Source organism: Acinetobacter sp. AHP123, from assembly GCF_023757925.1.
Lineage (GTDB): Bacteria > Pseudomonadota > Gammaproteobacteria > Pseudomonadales > Moraxellaceae > Acinetobacter > Acinetobacter oleivorans.
In genome coordinates this window covers 2,089,011-2,105,583 of sequence record NZ_CP092454.1, presented here as the reverse complement: position 1 = coordinate 2,105,583, position 16,573 = coordinate 2,089,011, and the positions used below count along the sequence as shown (strand labels likewise).

At 39.4% G+C, this 16,573-nt stretch carries 17 protein-coding genes; 3 read left to right on the top strand and 14 right to left on the bottom strand.

Annotated features, from left to right (window positions below):
* Positions 1 to 76 precede the first annotated feature (76 nt).
* The 5 genes from MJX77_RS10010 to xerA form a co-directional block, all read right to left on the bottom strand.
* Complete coding sequence (locus MJX77_RS10010) at positions 77 to 919, bottom strand: helix-turn-helix domain-containing protein (protein ID WP_252058912.1); 843 nt, start codon at positions 917 to 919, stop codon at positions 77 to 79.
* Between the two features lie 78 nt (positions 920 to 997).
* Positions 998 to 1,930: an electron transfer flavoprotein subunit alpha/FixB family protein gene (locus tag MJX77_RS10005; RefSeq protein ID WP_004790587.1), complete on the bottom strand. Its 933-nt coding sequence runs from the start codon at positions 1,928 to 1,930 to the stop codon at positions 998 to 1,000.
* 17 nt (positions 1,931 to 1,947) lie between these two features.
* Entirely contained in the window at positions 1,948 to 2,697 is a 750-nt protein-coding gene (locus tag MJX77_RS10000; protein WP_133747167.1) for an electron transfer flavoprotein subunit beta/FixA family protein, read from the bottom strand.
* Positions 2,698 to 3,146: 449 nt separating this feature from the next.
* On the bottom strand, positions 3,147 to 3,728 hold the full coding sequence (locus MJX77_RS09995; protein WP_252058910.1) for an HD domain-containing protein: 582 nt from the start codon (positions 3,726 to 3,728) through the stop codon (positions 3,147 to 3,149).
* A complete protein-coding gene (gene xerA, locus MJX77_RS09990; protein WP_252061324.1) occupies positions 3,718 to 4,611 on the bottom strand; it encodes a site-specific tyrosine recombinase/integron integrase in 894 nt (297 codons plus the stop codon). The genes MJX77_RS09995 and xerA overlap by 11 nt, the downstream gene beginning before the upstream one ends.
* Before the next feature lie 169 nt (positions 4,612 to 4,780).
* Here xerA and MJX77_RS09985 point away from each other — a divergent pair, with 169 nt between their 5' ends.
* The gene (locus MJX77_RS09985; protein WP_252058909.1) at positions 4,781 to 5,404 is read left to right on the top strand and encodes a LysE family translocator; all 624 of its coding nucleotides are present in this window, start codon (positions 4,781 to 4,783) and stop codon (positions 5,402 to 5,404) included.
* Between the two features lie 49 nt (positions 5,405 to 5,453).
* Here MJX77_RS09985 and MJX77_RS09980 read toward each other — a convergent pair whose 3' ends face one another.
* The 5 genes from MJX77_RS09980 to MJX77_RS09960 form a co-directional block, all read right to left on the bottom strand.
* Positions 5,454 to 6,059, bottom strand: coding sequence for an alpha/beta fold hydrolase (locus MJX77_RS09980; RefSeq protein ID WP_252058908.1), 606 nt, complete (start codon positions 6,057 to 6,059; stop codon positions 5,454 to 5,456).
* 100 nt (positions 6,060 to 6,159) lie between these two features.
* A complete protein-coding gene (gene dapF, locus MJX77_RS09975) occupies positions 6,160 to 7,005 on the bottom strand; it encodes a diaminopimelate epimerase (RefSeq protein WP_151828423.1) in 846 nt (281 codons plus the stop codon).
* A 5-nt stretch (positions 7,006 to 7,010) separates the two neighbouring features.
* Positions 7,011 to 8,261, bottom strand: coding sequence for a diaminopimelate decarboxylase (gene lysA, locus MJX77_RS09970; protein ID WP_252058907.1), 1,251 nt, complete (start codon positions 8,259 to 8,261; stop codon positions 7,011 to 7,013).
* Positions 8,262 to 8,283: 22 nt separating this feature from the next.
* Positions 8,284 to 8,505 carry an LPS translocon maturation chaperone LptM gene (gene lptM / locus MJX77_RS09965; RefSeq protein WP_004790575.1) on the bottom strand — a complete coding sequence of 74 codons (222 nt, stop codon included), beginning with the start codon at positions 8,503 to 8,505 and terminating at the stop codon, positions 8,284 to 8,286.
* A gap of 140 nt (positions 8,506 to 8,645) precedes the next feature.
* Complete coding sequence (locus MJX77_RS09960; protein WP_252058906.1) at positions 8,646 to 10,052, bottom strand: amino acid permease; 1,407 nt, start codon at positions 10,050 to 10,052, stop codon at positions 8,646 to 8,648.
* A 487-nt stretch (positions 10,053 to 10,539) separates the two neighbouring features.
* On the opposite strand from MJX77_RS09960, the gene radA reads away from it, so the two are divergent.
* Together radA and MJX77_RS09950 are read left to right on the top strand one after the other, a co-directional pair.
* Positions 10,540 to 11,928 carry a DNA repair protein RadA gene (gene radA, locus MJX77_RS09955; RefSeq protein ID WP_013197043.1) on the top strand — a complete coding sequence of 463 codons (1,389 nt, stop codon included), beginning with the start codon at positions 10,540 to 10,542 and terminating at the stop codon, positions 11,926 to 11,928.
* Between the two features lie 82 nt (positions 11,929 to 12,010).
* Entirely contained in the window at positions 12,011 to 13,003 is a 993-nt protein-coding gene (locus MJX77_RS09950; protein ID WP_013197042.1) for a Tim44 domain-containing protein, read from the top strand.
* A 58-nt stretch (positions 13,004 to 13,061) separates the two neighbouring features.
* Here MJX77_RS09950 and epmA read toward each other — a convergent pair whose 3' ends face one another.
* The 4 genes from epmA to fdhD all read right to left on the bottom strand — a co-directional run bounded on the left by epmA (position 13,062) and on the right by fdhD (position 16,533).
* A complete protein-coding gene (gene epmA, locus MJX77_RS09945; protein WP_252058905.1) occupies positions 13,062 to 14,036 on the bottom strand; it encodes an EF-P lysine aminoacylase EpmA in 975 nt (324 codons plus the stop codon).
* Positions 14,033 to 15,100, bottom strand: coding sequence for a 4-phosphoerythronate dehydrogenase (locus tag MJX77_RS09940; protein ID WP_192455055.1), 1,068 nt, complete (start codon positions 15,098 to 15,100; stop codon positions 14,033 to 14,035). The genes epmA and MJX77_RS09940 overlap by 4 nt, the downstream gene beginning before the upstream one ends.
* Positions 15,101 to 15,204: 104 nt before the next feature.
* The gene (locus MJX77_RS09935; RefSeq protein WP_013197039.1) at positions 15,205 to 15,597 is read right to left on the bottom strand and encodes a YkvA family protein; all 393 of its coding nucleotides are present in this window, start codon (positions 15,595 to 15,597) and stop codon (positions 15,205 to 15,207) included.
* Positions 15,598 to 15,747: 150 nt separating this feature from the next.
* Positions 15,748 to 16,533 (bottom strand): formate dehydrogenase accessory sulfurtransferase FdhD, encoded by a 786-nt coding sequence (gene fdhD / locus MJX77_RS09930; protein WP_252058904.1) that lies wholly within the window; start codon positions 16,531 to 16,533, stop codon positions 15,748 to 15,750.
* Positions 16,534 to 16,573 lie beyond the last annotated feature (40 nt).

The following is a 16,573-nucleotide window of genomic DNA, read 5'->3' as shown; positions in this document are numbered from 1 at the left end:
TATTTTCATACTTTAACTCTATTGGTTTTGATCTATTTAAATCGCTCAATAAGCGATAAGAAACGCTCAAATTGACTTATTCGGCAGCTAGCACAGCAGGATCTATACCATAACGCTCTACAAAGCGATCACGAAAAATAGTAACAGACTGGTATCCCGATTTTGCTGCAATAGTTTTCATAGGTAGTTTTTTCGAATACAACAGCTCAATTGCAAAAGTAAGCCGTGCATGCGTAATCGTTTCTCTTAAGGTTGTGTCTTCATGGCTAAGCTTGCGGCGAAGTGTGGCACTGCTCAAACCTAGTCTCATTTCAAACTCACTAGACTGCCAATGGTGCTGTGGATTCTCTATTACCCAATCATGAATGATTTTTGTCAATTTAGGTGGAGGTACAATTAACACATCTGAACAATGCTGTTGGCATAACTGTACAAGTATAGCGGTAATACATAAACGTGCTTTCACCACATCATGATTAAATAAAGCCGCTTGCCACTCAGCTAAAGATGTAGCGAAATCATCAATTGAAAACTTTAATATTGCTTCAGTTCTGTCTACAACTGGCTTAGCCCAAATCATTTGTGCAGCTTGAATGACTTCGTCACACATAGGCACAAGAATAGTGAGATATTCACCCGTTATAGGGTCAGGCAGATTAACTGCATCGATAACCGTATCGGGTTTTATAATATAGAGATCGCCGGCACTAAAATTGATTTGTTTTGTTTGAAGATTTAATTGTTGTTGCCCATATAGAATAAATCCCATGTGCAACTGACTAACTTTAATATTGGACAGTCCATGCTGACTTTTCGAACGAATACATAAATAATCTCGTGCCATATCTGCCCGTGCCAATCTCACAAGTGATTGATGCAATTGGTGGGCCTCTATGGAAGCGGAATAATTAATATTCATAATGATGATCTAAATAAAAAAACGCCCTTGGCTATTTATAGCACAAGGGCGTTTTTTGAATAAGTGACAAGCTGTAAATTACAACTTGCTTACTAACTCTGGTACTACAGTGTTCAAATCACCAACTAACCAGTAGTCAGCAACACTGTTGATTGGCGCTTCTTCGTCTTTGTTGATTGCAACAATAACTTTAGAATCTTTCATACCAGCTAAATGCTGGATCGCACCAGAAATACCTACAGCAACGTAAAGGTCAGGCGCAACGATTTTACCAGTTTGACCCACTTGGAAGTCGTTAGGTACGAAGCCCGCATCAACTGCCGCACGTGAAGCACCTTGTGCTGCACCAAGCTTGTCAGCTAATGGATCAAGTACTTTATGGTAGTTTTCACCAGAACCTACACCACGGCCACCAGAAACTACGATACGAGCAGCAGTTAATTCTGGACGGTCAAGCTTAACGATTTCTTCAGATACAAAATGAGAAATACCTGCATCTTTCGCTTCACTTACCGCTTCAACCGCAGCAGAACCACCTTCAGCAGCTACTGGATCAAATGCTGTACCACGAACTGTACCCACAATGATTGCTTCGTCAGATTGAACAGTCGCAATCGCGTTACCTGCATAAATCGGACGCTTGAATGTGTTCGCAGATTCAACAGAAATAATATCTGTGATCATGCTTACATCAAGAAGAGCAGCAACACGTGGAAGAATGTTCTTACCAGTCGTTGTAGAAGCAGCTAATACGTATTTGTAACCTTTAGCTAAATCGGCAACTAAGGCAGCTACATTTTCAGCTAACTGGTTTGCATAAGCAGCATTGTCAGCAAGTAAAACCTTGCTTACACCAGCAACTTTAGCAGCAGCATCAGCAACTGCCTGAGCACCAGAACCAGCAACTAATACAGTAATATCACCACCGATTTTTTGTGCTGCAGCAACAACGTTTAAAGTAGCACCGTTAAGTACTTGGTTGTTGTGGTCAGCGATAACTAAAATACTCATGATTTTATCCTTCCGTATTAGATCACTTTCGCTTCATTTTTCAATTTTTCAACAAGCTCATCTACAGATTTCACTTGTACGCCAGCTTTACGTTCTGCTGGAGCTTCAACTTTAACAGTTTTAAGCTTAGTACCAGCTGTAACGCCATAATCAGCAGGAGATTTAGTATCAAGTGGCTTCTTACGAGCTTTCATGATGTTAGGCAATGCTGCATAACGTGGCTCATTCAAACGCAAGTCAGTTGTAATGATTGCTGGAAGTGCCAGTTCAACAGTTTGTAAACCACCGTCAACTTCACGAGTTACTTGTACTTTGCCGCCATCAACTTTCACTTCAGAAGCGAATGTACCTTGGCCCGCACCTAATAATGCGCCAAGCATTTGACCTACTTGGTTAGAGTCATCATCAATTGCTTGTTTACCAAGAAGGATAAGTTCTGGTTTTTCAGCATCAACAACACCTTTTAAAATTTTAGCAACTTCTAAAGCGCCAATTTCATCAGTAGTTTCAACTAAAATACCGCGGTCTGCACCCAAAGCCATTGCAGAACGGATTTGTTCTTGAGCTTCTTTAGGACCCACAGAAACAACAACGATTTCTGTTACTGTTCCTTTTTCTTTTAAGCGAACCGCTTCTTCCACTGCGATTTCACAAAATGGGTTAATTGACATTTTAACGTTAGTTAGGTCAACCCCACTATTGTCCGGCTTAACACGAACTTTGACGTTGGCATCAACCACGCGTTTTACAGCAACAAGAGCCTTCATGTAATCCTCGGCTGTTCTAGCAAAAGTAAATGTTGAGAAAAGTATATTAACTCTTCAATTAAAATTTTTTAGGTACCCTATCTTGCAATGTGTTTGGCATTTCGGTCAAGTCACAATTTTCGCTACTGCTATAAAAAAGATGAAATGCCCAGTTCACTAATTCAAATTGCTTATTCGCTCAATGAATTTAGCAAATAAGCCAAACAAATTTTAAACCTTGAATTTCTTAATATTTTAAAAAATATGGTAGCTTAAAATCCTTTAATTTTAGAGAGGAAAAAAACAACAAAAACATCATTTTCTCCCCGCATGAGAGCACTCAAGGTACTCTGAAAAATTGGCAATTAGGTAAGAACATCCATAAATAAATGTTGGACAAAATAAAAAGCCACTTACTGCTAATTACTTAATTTCTCAGCATATATTTCCATTAAAAACAAAATATTAAGTTACCTTTTAAACATAGGCAAAGGACTCCAAGGCTTTTGTAAAAAACGTTTTAATCCTAAATAAACCAGCGTTTTATGGAATCCAGCGTTTGGATATTGACGCGTTAACTTTTTGAACTCAATTTTTGGAATATTTGAACGTAATAAGCCTAAAGAGAAATCCGCATAGTCAGCTTGTCTAAAATATTCAACCAATGGGTATTCTGAACACTTTGTCATTGTTAATTTATGGTGTTCTGTAATCATCAATGTTATTTCTATTTGCCAATCTAATAACCGATGCGCAGTCAAATAACTTAACATCACTTTGACGGATGGCTCTAAATAATCAATTGTTTTACTTGTCCATATCCCAATATCATGAAAAGCAACTGCAATAGCTACTTTATGTATAGTCTCTTCATTACAATCTTGGCTTAATATTAAACAGCATGCTGCCACACGTTTACAGTGATTTAAGTATCCTTGATAATCAACCTCAATCGTAGTTTGATATTCCTGTAAAATTGTCTCAATCAAGATACTACATTGTCTAAATGCATCTTGATCAAGTGATAAAATCAAACCTTCTTTAGTGTTCATTCTTTTGTGCTCTCGGATGAGCTCGATCATAGACTTGTGCCAAATGATCAAAATCAATATGTGTATAAATTTGTGTAGTAGACAAATTACTGTGGCCTAACATTTCTTGTACTGATCGCAAATCACCACTACTTGATAACATATGGCTAGCAAAACAATGCCGTAATAAATGAGGATGCAAATCTACATTCACACCTGCTCTTTGCGCTTGAAGCTTTACACGCTTTTCGATTTGCCGTGGGGTTAACACACCGCCTCTTTGAGAAATAAAAACGAAAGCATTTTGATCAAAATGGCCTTTCCAGATTTTATAAATTTTCAGCCAATTCAATAAGCTTTCTTTCGCCTTTTTCCCAAATGGTACAATTCGGGTTTTATTTCCTTTACCCGTAATACGTACGAGTTGACGGTTAAAATCTATATCTTTAATTGTTAAGCCTTGCAGTTCAGCCAGACGCAAACCGCTTGAGTAAAGTAACTCGAGCATGGCTTTATCTCTTAACCATAATTGCTGATCAACTGGTTTTTCAGGCATTGGCTGATCTAAAATTTGATTAACCGTTTCTATGTCGATCATACCCGGCAAGGGTCTAGCCTGACGTTTGAGCTTAAAATCATCAGTAGGGTTAATTTCTAAATATTTCCCTTGCTCAGCCCATTTCATAAACTGGCGAATTGACGTGAGATGACGCTGCATACTGCTTGAACTTAACTGGTCTTGCTCAACACGCTGGGCCAAATATTCACGTAAATCTGAAGCTTCAATATTTCTTAAATCAATTTGTTTGAGCTCGCAGAACTCAAGAAAGCTTTTAACATCTCTTTCATAAGCTGTAATCGTGTGCTCAGACTGGTTCTGAATTTTTCTTTCTTTTAACCACATTGAGAGCAGCTGTAATGCAAAATCCAAATTGCTCTCCATTTATTTGCTCATTTTATTTTTTCAGTGTATCAAAAAGTAGTTGTTCAGGAAATTTAAGATCGTACAGCATAACAACTCACTACCTTATATATTACACTTCATTTTAAGTATTCGTCGGAACCCTGCTGTCATGACTACCATACTCATTCCCTACTTAATTGCCATTACTTTACTTACGCTTACACCTGGTCTGGATACGACTTTAATTATTCGTACCGCTACTCTTGAAGGCAAGTCGAAAGCATTTCAAGCAGCAGTAGGTATTAGCCTTGGCTGTATTGCATGGGGAATAGTGGTTGCTTGTGGTCTAGGGGCTTTACTCATGGCTTCTGATCTAGCCTTTAATATTCTGAAATGGATGGGGGCTGCTTATTTAGCTTGGCTGGGTTTGAATATGATTTTAAAACCGCGTAGCCAACTTGCAGACATGCAAGAAACCAACTCCAATGTCCCTGCTTCACAGAATTGGTTTATTAAAGGTTTTTTGGGTAACTTACTTAATCCCAAAGTTGGTATTTTTTATATTTCATTTCTGCCACAATTTATTCCACCACAAGCATCGGCTGTTACTTGGATTATGGGGCTTGTGATGATTCATGTGGTGATTGGAACCTTATGGTCAATTTTATTAATTTTGGCTATGCAACCACTATCACGTTATCTGAAGCAACCCAAATTTGTGAAATATATGGACCGAATTACGGGCAGTATTTTTGTGTTGTTTGCTTTGAAATTGGCTTTGAGCAAAAAATAAATTTTAAAAAGCGTGCTGATAGATAGCACGCTAAATAAGACTTAAAAACTTACTTTAGTTTTTCTAAGTAGGTTTTTATTTGAACTGAAACTTCATCGGCATGTTTTTCTGCTAATTGATGGTCCCCACCTTTCACAACATATAACGTCGAATTCTCAAATTTTTGATTTAAATATTGACCCACCTGAACGGGGCTCACTGGATCGTTATCGCCCCAGATCAATAAAGTTTCAACATTTATATCTGATAAAAACTTTTCATAGTTAGCATTGGTTGTAATAAACCAATCTGGATATTTTAAAAATGCTTGGCGGTATGCTTCACGCCAGTCTTGCACATTAAATCTTTCAAGGTTAATTCCACCAGAAGTTGCAATCAAAACCAGCCCTTTCACCAGTTGAGTTTTTTGCAACGCTGCCGCAACAGCAAAAATGCCACCCATAGATTGCGCAATAATTACAGATTCTTCATTAATTTGATCGACCACATGATTTGTTAGGTCTTCAAAACTTTTGACCTCGAAGGATTTAGCTGTATCGCCGAAACCGGGGTAACCAATAATTTTTGTCTGGTAATGCGGAGGTAATTTTTCAATTAAGGGATGCCAAAATGCTGTACTGCCTGATGCACCAGGTAAGAAAATTAGATTATTCATATTTTTATAAAGTAATAAAATTAAAAAAATTATTGTATATAAAAGAAAGCCTCTTTTATTATTTTAGTTAATAAAAGAGGCCTCTATTTAGGTAATGCTATTAGCCTTGGAAATAACGTAAATCCAAACGCCCATCATAAACATGAGTTGTTGGACCCGTCATCCAGACCACATCACCTTCTTGCCATTCGATTTGTAGCTTACCGCCAGCCAATTCAACTTCTACAGAATTAGCAAGTAAGCCTCGGCGCATACCACTTACCGCAGCAGCACAAGCCCCTGTGCCACATGCAAGGGTTTCACCTACACCACGTTCAAATACACGAAGGCGCACATGCTTTTCATCAATGATTTGCATAAAGCCAGCATTCACACGTTCAGGGAAACGTTTATGTGATTCAACTTGTGGACCAATGCCAGCAACATCTGCAGTTAATACATCTGGAACAATAGTGACAGCATGAGGATTGCCCATATTGACCACATCAATACTAATGCTTTGGTCATTGGCTAACTCAAGTGTATATAAAGCTTCTGGTTGTTCAGCAATGAATGGAATTTCATTCGGCAAAAATTTCGGGTAGCCCATATTCACGCGAACCCAACCATTTTGCCCCAGTTCAGGTTTGACAATCCCAGCTTTGGTTTGAACAGTAATACTAGTTTTCGTTGTTAAATGACGCTCATGTACAAAGCGAGCAAAACAGCGCACACCATTACCACATTGTTCAACTTCAGAACCATCTGCATTAAAAATACGATATTTAAAATCTGCTTCCGGTAAATCAGGTGGTTCAACAATTAAAAGTTGATCAAAACCAATACCGAAATGGCGATCGGCTAAGCGTTGAATTGTTTCTGTATCCAAATAGGCGCGTTGGCTGATCAGATCAACCACCATAAAGTCATTGCCTAGGCCATGCATTTTAGTAAATTCTAACAACATTTCATTTACTCCTCAGGCAATAAACTTTCTTTTTCCCAAAGGGATTCAACTGTTTCACGTTCACGAATCAAATGGGCTTTATCACCAGACACCATTACTTCTGCGGCACGTCCACGTGTATTGTAATTTGAACTCATTACAAAACCATAAGCGCCAGCGCCAAGAACAGCTAACAAGTCATGTTCTTTTAGCGCTAATGAGCGATCTTTACCAATAAAATCACCTGTCTCACAGATTGCACCAACAAGATCCCAAGTTTTTTCTTCAGTATCAGAACTTGGTACCACAGGTTGGATATCCATCCAAGCCTCATATAATGCAGGACGAATTAAATCATTCATTGCTGCATCAATAATGGCGAAGTTACGGTGGCTCGTTGGCTTGAGCAAATCCACTTTGGTTAAAAGCACACCTGCATTTGCACTAATGCTACGACCCGGTTCCATATAAACCTTGAGACCCAGCTTTTCTAAAGCCGGTTTCATTGAGTTAGCATATTCTTCAACACTTGGCGGTGTTTCATCTTTATAACAAACACCTAAACCACCACCGATATCAATGTGTTTAAGATTGATACCAAGTTTTTTTAGTTCCTCAATCATTACCATGACACGATCTAAAGCATCAACGAATGGTTTAGTCTCGGTTAATTGCGAACCAATGTGGCAGTCAATTCCAATAATTTCAAGGTTTGGTAAAGATGCAGCATATTGATAAGTTTCATAAACGGTATCACTAGGAATACCAAATTTATTTTCTTTAAGGCCTGTTGAAATATAAGGATGTGTTTTTGCATCTACGTCTGGATTTACACGTAAGGAAATCGGCGCTTTTTTGCCTAGACGAGCTGCAACTTTTTGAAGACGATCTAGTTCGGCATAAGACTCTACATTAAAGCAAGCAATGCCTACATTTAACGATGTTTCAATATCAGCTTCAGTTTTACCTAAGCCAGAAAAAACAACTTTAGATGCATCTCCACCCGCTTTTAAAACACGTGCAAGCTCACCACCTGATACGATATCAAAACCAGCACCAAGTTTTGCCAATACATTAAGAACAGCTAAATTTGAGTTAGATTTCACCGCAAAACAGATTTGATGATCAATAAAATCAAAAGCACGATCCATATCTAAGTAATGTTTTTCAAAAGCTGCTTTTGAATAAACATACAAAGGTGTGCCAAATTGCTGCGCAAGCTGCTCCATAGAACATTGCTCTGCGTGCAATACTCCATTAATGCGAGTGAAACTCATGAATGTGTCCTTATTTCAAAGCTTAAGGTGAAGTTGTTTGGGTTGGGGCTGATGATTCAACTGGCTGATCAGCTTGTTCATCCTGTTGCACAACTTGTTTCTGTTCTTTATTACGATAGAGCAAGTATTTCGCGCGTTTGTCATAATTCGGATCAGAAGGTAGCTGTAATGCTCCTGACTGACCGCAAGCGCTTAGCAAAATACTGCTGCTCAATAAACTGATGAGGCAAATGACACGACGCATCTGAGCACCTGATTTAAACAATTCGATGCAGTATACCGTGATCATGCAGGCGGCTAAAGAGTAAACTTAAAGAGAAAAACAATATGCATAAAAAACGCCAGCTTTTCAGCTGGCGTTTGATCATAACTAAATAAATTTAATTACTTTTTATGACGCGGTTTATAGAAGAAGAAATAACCAATGATCAAGATAATAAACCAAATTGGGCTGACTTTAAGCGCTTTAAACGTATCTGGCTCTAAAGACAACACGTAAATCATACCAATAAAGAAAATAATCGTGATCCAACATGTAAATAGACCGCCCGGCAATTTAAATGTTGATTTTGCATGCAGCTCAGGACGTGTAGTGTAGTAACGGATATAACTCCAGATAATCAGTAACCACACGCAAATGAACAGAATCGTTGAAAGTGTTGTTGCAAGTGTAAATGCTTCAACGGTATTTGGTACAAAATACTGTAATGCTGCACCTAACAATAAACATGCAGCAGAGAAATACAATGCATTTGCAGGTACCGCACGTCTGTTCAATTTACCAAAAGCTTTTGGTCCTTGATCTTCACGAGATAGACCAAACAACATACGGCTTGTTGAAAACACGCCACTGTTCATTGATGACATCACTGATGACAACACAACCAAGTTCATTAAGATTGCTGCTGCCGCAACGCCTGCTTGACTAAACAAGTTTACAAACGGGCTGATCGCCGGATCAATTTTATTCCATGGTGTTACTGACATGACAATAATTAATGCGAACACATAGAAAATAATGATACGAATTGGAATTGAGTTAATTGCTTTAGGCAAATTACGTTCAGGATCTTTAGTTTCAGCAGCTGTTGTTCCGACAAGCTCTACACCAACGAAAGCAAAAATCGCAATCTGGAATCCTGCCAAGAAGCCATGCACACCCGTCGGGAAGAAACCACCATTTGCCCACAAATGAGTAAAGGATGCCACTTCACCAGTAGTCGAGGTAAAGCCTGTAAAGATCATCCATAAACCCACTACAATTAGAATAATAATTGCTAGGATTTTAATCAGCGCAAACCAAAACTCCAACTCACCAAACAGGCGAACTGTTAACAAGTTCAAGCCCATAATGAATACGATGGCTGCAACACTGATCATGGCACCTTCGACTGGCGAGAAAGGTAGACCATTATTGAAGAATTGTAAGTAATAGATAATTGCAGAAAGATCAGCAATACCAATGGTGATCCAACACAGCCAATAGGTCCAACCTACAAAATAACCTGCCCATGGGCCAATTAAATCTGTTGTGAAATCAATAAATGATTTATAGGCAAGATTTGAAAGAAGTAATTCGCCAAGCGCACGCATGACAAAAAATACCATCACACCAATAATCAGGTAAATAAATAAGATTGAAGGGCCAGCAAGACTAATCGTTTTGCCTGATCCCATAAACAATCCCGTACCAATTGCACCGCCAATCGCGATCAGCTGTAAATGCCGATTTGAGAGGCTACGATGGAGCTCACCTTGTTCATGAGGCTCATTCAGATTTTGATTCGACATCTTATCAATACACTCCAGTAATTTTTTTTAGTCCGTTAGCTAAAATCAAAAAGACGATATCGCACCATTTGCAGGTATCTTTTAAATGTATATTTTTTGATAATTTTTCAGCTAACCGATTTTTATCTGTATTGCTGATGATTTCAAGCTACATACAATTAAATCTGATAATACGCACAAGCCCATAGCAATACAACGCACTTTACGGTCTAAAAACATGACTTGAACTTGTCTGATTTTTAAATTAAAAAGACGACTCAATTGACCATTTTGTAATCTTTAATTTCATTTCAGTCCTTCATCTGTTTATTAAAAACACCCCTGCTCGACCTTAATCTTTTAAATTAACTAACACATGACAATGACCTAATATTTTCGTTGTTTTAAATTAAGCAAAATGTATTCCACTTCAAAACTGATTCTCTATTTTGGTTTTGTTATACTCCTTTTCTACTATTAATTAAGAAGTTTTTAACTGAAGTCGAATATGAGCAAAGTCAAAACTGTTTACCGTTGCGAACAATGTGGTGCCGATCATCTTAAATGGGCAGGTCAATGTTCAGAGTGTGGTGAATGGAATTCTTTGACTGAAGTCAAACTTGAGCCAACCACCGCTCACCGCGCACGTCCAAAAGTTGGGGGCTATGCTGGTCAAGCTGCCAATATTACAACTCTAAATAAAGTCACTTTTTCCCATGAAACACGCTTACCCACAGGCATCAGCGAATTTGATCGCGTACTTGGCGGAGGCTTAGTTACGGGTTCAGTCGTATTGATTGGTGGTGACCCCGGTATTGGTAAATCGACTATTCTTTTGCAAACTGCAACCTATATGGCAAGTGCAAAAAGCTCTGCACTTTATATTACCGGTGAAGAATCGTTATCTCAGGTTGCACTTCGCGCTCAACGTCTTGACTTACCTACTGACCAGTTAAAAGTCATGGCAGAAACCTGTGTTGAACGTATTTGCGAAGTCTTAGAACAAGAAAAACCTGTCGTGGCGATCTTAGATTCGATCCAAACGCTTTATACAGAAACACTTCAATCGGCACCGGGTGGTGTTTCACAAATTCGTGAATCTGCTGCTTTATTAACTCGTTATGCAAAAAATAGTGGCACTGCACTCTTCATTGTTGGTCACGTGACCAAAGAAGGTGCACTGGCAGGTCCACGTGTTTTAGAACACATGGTGGATTGTGTACTTTACTTTGAAGGCCAATCAGACTCACGTTATCGAATGATTCGCGCTGTTAAAAACCGTTTTGGTGCGGTGAATGAGCTTGGCGTATTTGGCATGACAGATAAAGGCTTACGTGAAGTTGCTAACCCTTCTGCTATTTTCTTAAGCCGTTATGATGAAGCGATTCCGGGTTCAATTGTCATGATTAGCCGTGAAGGAACTCGTCCTCTTTTGGTGGAAGTCCAAGCTTTAGTTGATGATGCTCAAGGACAACCTCGTCGCGTAGCATTGGGTCTGGAACAAAACCGTTTGAACATGCTGCTTGCTGTAATGCATCGCCATGGCGGTGTTCAAACCACCGGACAAGACGTCTATGTCAACATTGTCGGTGGTTTAAAGATTACCGAAACAGGTTCAGACTTAGCAGTTTTATTAGCATGTGCTTCAAGTTTACGAACCAAAGCATTGCCTCAGCAACTTGCCGTTTTTGGAGAAGTTGGCCTTTCTGGTGAAATTCGTCCTGTACCAAATGGCCAAGAGCGTTTAAAAGAAGCTGCAAAACATGGCTTTAAGTATGTCATTTTGCCTAGAGGTAATGCGCCGCAAAAAGCTATTCCAGGCGTACAAGTCATTGCGGTTGCCCGTCTGCATGAAGCATTGACTGAGGCAATGCAACTCAGTGATGAATTGACATAAAAAAACATACTTTTATGGTTGAAATTTAGCGTAAATACCTTCATAAATACTATTACAATTTAATTTTAGACAGGAATTTCCTATGGAAGTACACCAGCGTGGCTTGATTACCGGTATTTTAATGGCTGCTTTAGCAATTTCGCCTCTTGCTGAAGCTAAACGTGCAGGTGGTGGTAAAAGCCACGGTATGGCACGCTCTACTACTTCAAGCCAGTCTTATCAACAACCTCGTCAAGTGACTCCTGCTCAACAACCTGCTACTGCACCTCAACGATCAGGTCCGGGTGTTGGTTCAATGGTTGCAGCTGGTGTGGCTGGTGCTGCCGTAGGTGCTGTTGCAGCAAATGCTTTAGCTGATGACAAACCAACATCAACTGAACATCAAGCAACTCAAGCTGGAACAGAACAAGCTGCTCAAGCGCAACAAGAAGAGAAAAAAGGTGGAATTCCTAGCTGGCTTTGGGTATTACTTGCAGCAGCTTTAGCCTTCTTTGTTTTCCGCAAATTGGGCGCAAAAAAAAAATTAGCAGCTAATAATCCTTACGCGCCAAATAACGACGGTCAAAACCCATTTGGTCGTTCTGCTGCACCACAAGCGACACCACGTAATGCTGGAGATAATACAAATATCTTTGGTCAGTCTGTTGGTGGCGGTGCAGCAACCCAAGCTCCTTTTGGCGGTGCAACAACGAGCAATGGCAATCAACTTCCAGATGGTAGTGAACCTGCTGCTTTCTTACGTATTGCACGTCAACGTTTTAATCACATCCAGTCGATGAATACTGCAAGTAACATTGAAGAAATTCGCCGTTACTTAACACCAGAACTTTATAGTTCTATGTATAACGACATCATGGAAAACCAAGATCAAGACGTTGCTGAATTTAGCAATCTGAATGCGATGGTTGTAGACAGTGCGACTGAAAATGGTCAATACGTTGTAAGCGTACGCTTCACTGGTACTGTGAGTGAAGATTTAAACAGCTTGCCACAACCATTTACTGAAATCTGGCACTTTGTTAAACCTGCTGGTTCTCAGCAAGATTGGGTTGTTGCAGGTATTCAACAAGCTTAAGCTAAATAAACCCTCAATAAAAAAGCCACAATATTGTGGCTTTTTTATTTGTCAGTTTTTAAGCAATTTCAGCTGGGAATGTAATGACTTTTTCAATTTTGACCTGATCCATTGCCACCATGAGTAAGCGGTCTATACCTAAAGCAATTCCTGAACATTCTGGCATATAAGGCAACGCTGCTAACAAGTGTTCATCTAAGGGCATAACATGAAGGCCTTGCTTAGCACGCTCTGCATTATCTGCTTCAAAACGTGAACGTAACACCTCTGCATCGAGCAATTCATCATAAGCATTGGCAAGCTCTAAACCTTCAATATAAACCTCAAAACGTGCTGCGACCTCTTCCCCATCTTCATCCACTTTCACTTTCGCCAAAGACGCCATTTCTGGTGGAAAGTCAGTTAAAAAGACAGGTGCATCAAAACCTAAACTTGGCTCAACAAAATGAGAAAATAATAAATCCATGTAAGCTAGGCGGTCATCGCCCAAATCAAGATTTAATCCGACACGATTTGCCGTATCTTTGAGTTGTTTCAACGTTGCTTGTAAAGGGTTGATATCGAGGCGATCTTGAAAGGCATGTTTATAACTTAAAATAAACGGACGAACTTCACCAAAACGATGCTGCAAACAAGTCTGCAATAAATCGGCAGTTTCATGCATTAAAGCTTTTAAGTCTAGACCCGGACGGTACCATTCGAGCATGGTAAATTCACTATTGTGTTTACGTCCGTGTTCATCGTCTCGAAAAACCTTACAGATTTGGTAAATCGGCCCGCTACCACTCGCTAGTAAACGCTTCATGGCAAACTCTGGAGAAGTCTGTAAATATTGAGTCTGCAATTTGCCATTAATATGACGTAAAGTCTGAACAGAAGCTAAATGCACATCGGTGACACCTGCTTGTGAAACAATCGGTGTTTCGACTTCCATGACATCACGTTCAGCAAAAAACTGACGAATCTGGTTATAGAGCTTAGCACGTGCTTTTAAGGCATCAATTGAACAAGTTGGTTGATAACTTAAGCTCATGCCTGCGGCCCTCCATGTGCTGCCCATTCACGGCGCAGCGGATAATTCTTACGTAATAAATCAAATGCTTTTTGCTCTACTTTGCCCTCTTTAATGCAGGCACGGATGTTGGCATCATCTTGAGCAATATCATAAATCTGAGCTAATTTTTGCTTTAACACCGCTTTTAAATCATTTCCTGAAAAATAGTCGTCACATGCAGGCAATTGGGTCTCGAAACGTTTATTTATATCAAATCCAAACTTTTGGCAGAACGCTTCATAAATCATTTGTGTACCACGTGCCTTCCCTTCAAGGCTATAACCTGCAATATGCGGTGTTGCCAACGCTAACAGGTCTATAAGTTCCTCAGATATGACTGGTTCATGCTCAAATACATCGAGCACAACTTTACGCTGGGTACGCTGAATATCTTCGATTAAAGCAGCTTCTTTCACGACCGGACCACGCGCACTATTAATTAAAATCGTGTTCGGTTGAAGTGCAGAAAACGCTTGCTCATCAAAAAGATGATACGTCGCATGTTCACCATTTTTGGTAAGTGGCACATGAATTGAAATAGCATTGGCTTGTTGCAAAAGAGTTTCTAAACTCACATTTTTAATTGAATCTAACTGCACAAATGGGTCAAAACCAATCACATTCCAGCCAAGCAACTGGCCCATATATGCCAAACGCTTACCGACATTTCCAAGCCCCACAATGCCTAGGGTAAATTTTTCTTGTTGTTCTAAAAGGTTGGCATCTAAATGAAGTAAAGCAGTAATGACATATTCAGCAACTGCCTGCGCATTACAACCTGCAGCATTGGCCCATGTAATTCCTTGTTTTTCTAAAGCAGGAATATCTAAATGATCAGTGCCGATTGTGGCACTACCCACATATTTTAATGCTGTATTTTCGATTAAGCTTGCATTCACCACAGTGACTGAACGAACCAATAAAGCTTCAGCATCTTTTACATCTGCATGCGTTAAGGTGCGTCCTGCATGGTGTTGAATATCGCCAAATTCTGAAAAAAAGTAATCGGTAAATGCCAAGTTTTCATCTGCGACGATTTTCATTATCTGCAACTCAAAGCTTATAAAAACGTTATTATCCTTTGAGTTGTAGCAAAGCACAATGTTCAGGGCGTTAAATTACGAGAAGGTTTCTAAGCGTATTTCACCTACAAACCACCGCCGAAATAAAAATAAGCCATCACCGCAAGAGTAAGCCACATTAAAATAATAAGTACAGCAACCAAATAATTTCGTGGCCCTTTTTCATGTTCTTCTAGCCATTGGTTAGCTTGCTGTTCTGCATCGAAAATAACTTGTTGAGGCGTAAATCGAAGCGCTAACCAAATGAGTATCGGCAAAATGATGGCCTCATCTAAAAGGCCTAAAATAGGAATAAAATCTGGAATTAAATCGATTGGACTAAAGGCATAAGCCACAGCCACCACAGCAATAACTTTTGGGAACCATGGCATTTGAGGATGCTTTGATGCAAACCAAAGCATAATAATTTGTTTTTTTAGACGTTTTGCCCATTCTTTTAGTGATTGTAACCAAGACATTTGGACAGACTCTGAACTACATAAGCCTGATCATAAAGTATAAAGTTCGTGCTTAACTTAAAATTAGGCAAAATAGAAATGTATATTTCCATTGTGTTTGATCATTCTTAGCATTTGAGCTGCTCTGATCAATATTTCAATGCATGATCTTTATGTATATAAAACAAAATCATCTCCACGACAAAAGCTTGCTAAAGTTAGGCCAGAAGTTTTTGCGAGCCGAATGGCCATACTGGTTGGAGCAGAAATTGAAGCCAATAAACCAATATTAAGCTGAGCGCATTTACGGATTAATTCGTAGCTTGCACGACTAGTCATAACAACAAAACCCAAACTGGTGTCGTAGTTTTCTTGAGCTAAATAACCTAACAATTTATCTAAGGCATTGTGACGGCCAACATCTTCAAACAAAGCTATGATTTTGCCTTGAACCACCCAAGCTGCGGCATGAGCGCCACCCGTTAAGGCAGTAATTTTTTGTTGATCTTTTAATTGAGAAATCGCGACTGGAATTTGTTCAAGCCATTCTTTGGAAGGTTCGATGGTAATTTTAGAAATATCGAGCTGAAGCTGCTCCAAACTTTCAATGCCACATAAACCACATCCTGTACGCCCCACTAACATCCGTCGCCTTTCTTTTAACGCAGCAAATGCTCTAGATGAAATGGTCATATTCACTTCAATTCCCAGTTCACTTTCATGAACCTCAATGGCGTACAACTCTTTTAAGCTCGTTAAAATTCCTTCGGACAGACTAAAACCTTTAGCGAACACACTCACATCGGTAGGTGTAGCCATCATTACTGCATGAGAAATGCCGTTATATACCAAAGCAATCGGATGCTCTTGAACAATATTATCTAAAACACTTTCAGATTCGGTTTTCTTAAACCGTTTTACTTGTAATGTTTCAACCCCATAAGAATGTGGTGTCAAAATAATTTCCTTTATCTTGAAATGGCGCTTGATTAGAGCG

Coding starts and splice junctions, on each gene's coding strand:
- lysA (WP_252058907.1), bottom strand. CDS start 8,261: ATGAGTTTCACTCGCATTAATGGAGTATTGCACGCAGAGCAATGTTCT.
- MJX77_RS09995 (WP_252058910.1), bottom strand. CDS start 3,728: ATGAACACTAAAGAAGGTTTGATTTTATCACTTGATCAAGATGCATTT.
- MJX77_RS09960 (WP_252058906.1), bottom strand. CDS start 10,052: ATGTCGAATCAAAATCTGAATGAGCCTCATGAACAAGGTGAGCTCCAT.
- radA (WP_013197043.1), top strand. CDS start 10,540: ATGAGCAAAGTCAAAACTGTTTACCGTTGCGAACAATGTGGTGCCGAT.
- MJX77_RS09980 (WP_252058908.1), bottom strand. CDS start 6,059: ATGAATAATCTAATTTTCTTACCTGGTGCATCAGGCAGTACAGCATTT.
- MJX77_RS09935 (WP_013197039.1), bottom strand. CDS start 15,597: ATGTCTTGGTTACAATCACTAAAAGAATGGGCAAAACGTCTAAAAAAA.
- MJX77_RS10010 (WP_252058912.1), bottom strand. CDS start 919: ATGAATATTAATTATTCCGCTTCCATAGAGGCCCACCAATTGCATCAA.
- epmA (WP_252058905.1), bottom strand. CDS start 14,036: ATGAGCTTAAGTTATCAACCAACTTGTTCAATTGATGCCTTAAAAGCA.
- MJX77_RS10005 (WP_004790587.1), bottom strand. CDS start 1,930: ATGAGTATTTTAGTTATCGCTGACCACAACAACCAAGTACTTAACGGT.
- MJX77_RS09985 (WP_252058909.1), top strand. CDS start 4,781: ATGACTACCATACTCATTCCCTACTTAATTGCCATTACTTTACTTACG.
- lptM (WP_004790575.1), bottom strand. CDS start 8,505: ATGCGTCGTGTCATTTGCCTCATCAGTTTATTGAGCAGCAGTATTTTG.
- MJX77_RS09940 (WP_192455055.1), bottom strand. CDS start 15,100: ATGAAAATCGTCGCAGATGAAAACTTGGCATTTACCGATTACTTTTTT.
- MJX77_RS09950 (WP_013197042.1), top strand. CDS start 12,011: ATGGAAGTACACCAGCGTGGCTTGATTACCGGTATTTTAATGGCTGCT.
- MJX77_RS10000 (WP_133747167.1), bottom strand. CDS start 2,697: ATGAAGGCTCTTGTTGCTGTAAAACGCGTGGTTGATGCCAACGTCAAA.
- dapF (WP_151828423.1), bottom strand. CDS start 7,005: ATGTTGTTAGAATTTACTAAAATGCATGGCCTAGGCAATGACTTTATG.
- xerA (WP_252061324.1), bottom strand. CDS start 4,611: ATGTGGTTAAAAGAAAGAAAAATTCAGAACCAGTCTGAGCACACGATT.